Here is a 1293-nt window from a genome sequence, read left to right as displayed (position 1 = left end):
ATGACCCATCCTAAATAGCGTTGACACTTTTCAAACTTAATTTGGAGAGTGTAATGAAATCAAATAGCAAAAGAACTCAACGCGATTATTCCCTCGCTTTTAAACTGGCCGTTGTAGACCAAGTTGAAAAAGGCGAATTCACATATAAACAAGCACAAGAGCACTACGGAATTCAGGGGTGTTCAACGGTTTTAGTTTGGCTTCGTAAGCATGGTCGTCTAAATTGGACGTATGGTACACCTAAGCTTCTTAAACGAGGTAACTGCGTGGATAAGTCCAAAGTAGAGCTTACTCCAGAACAGCGTATTAAGGCTCTGGAGAAAGAGCTTGCTGATACGAAAATGAAAGCTGATTTCTTCGAAGCCGTCGTGAATGTTCTTGAAACTGATTATGGAGTAAGCGTTGTAAAAAAGCGCAAAAGAAAGTCATCCAGGAAAAAGTGATAGACGGGGTTTCCGTAGCCAAAGCTTGTCGTTATCTGAATATTTCTCGTCAGGCCTATTACCAACATTGTGCTCGTTCAATCAAGCGCGAAGAGCATGAGGCTAGAGTCATTCAATTCGTACGTCATGAGCGAATGATTCAACCTCGCATCGGCACTAGGAAACTACAGTATCTTCTTGCGCTCGTAAAAATAGATATTGGTAGGGATCATCTCTTTAATTTACTAAGAGAAAGGCGTCTACTGGTGCCGACAAAGCGTGCCTATCACAAAACAACCAATAGTCATCATCGGTTCCGCTGTCATCCCAACCTCATTAAAGCGGGGTTAAAAGCCGATAAACCCAATCAGCTATGGGTAGCAGATATCACATACTTACCGACGCGAGGTGGAGAGAGTTATGTGAGTCTCATTACAGATGCTTATTCTCGGAAGATTGTGGGCTATCAGGTTGACGATAACATGCGAACGCAGTCAGTAAAGCAAGCATTTACTCGAGCACTTAAACAAAAAAGTATAAACGAAAAACTCGTACATCATTCTGACAGAGGTATACAGTATTGCTCAGAAGAGTATCAAAAACTCCATAGAAAACATGATGTACAGTGCTCAATGACAGATGGCTACGATTGCTATCAAAACGCCCTTGCTGAGCGGATAAACGGTATTCTTAAAAATGAATACTTACTCCATAAGCCAAGAGATTTAGAAGAAGCGAGAAAGATGGTTGCAGAATCAGTAGCAATCTATAATGGTAGGCGGCCACATCTGGCCCTTAAATACAAAACGCCCGATGAAATACATCGGGCGTTTTAACCGAAATAAGTGTCAACCTATTTCAGGACTAGTCA

1 protein-coding gene is annotated in these 1293 nt (G+C 41.7%); it reads left to right on the top strand.

The window, feature by feature from the left end:
- Positions 1-53 precede the first annotated feature (53 nt).
- Positions 54-1258 (top strand): IS3 family transposase gene (locus NO989_RS21780; protein WP_145912133.1). Its coding sequence is split into 2 segments (ribosomal slippage): positions 54-426 and positions 426-1258, totalling 1206 coding nucleotides; the frame shifts between segments, so codons are not numbered across the junction.
- Positions 1259-1293: the final 35 nt, after the last annotated feature.

Origin of the sequence: Alteromonas sp. DY56-G5 (assembly GCF_041414725.1) — a bacterium.
Taxonomy (GTDB): Bacteria; Pseudomonadota; Gammaproteobacteria; order Enterobacterales; family Alteromonadaceae; genus Alteromonas; species Alteromonas macleodii.
Note: the sequence above shows the minus strand (reverse complement) of the source record. Positions and strands in the feature narration are given on the sequence as shown.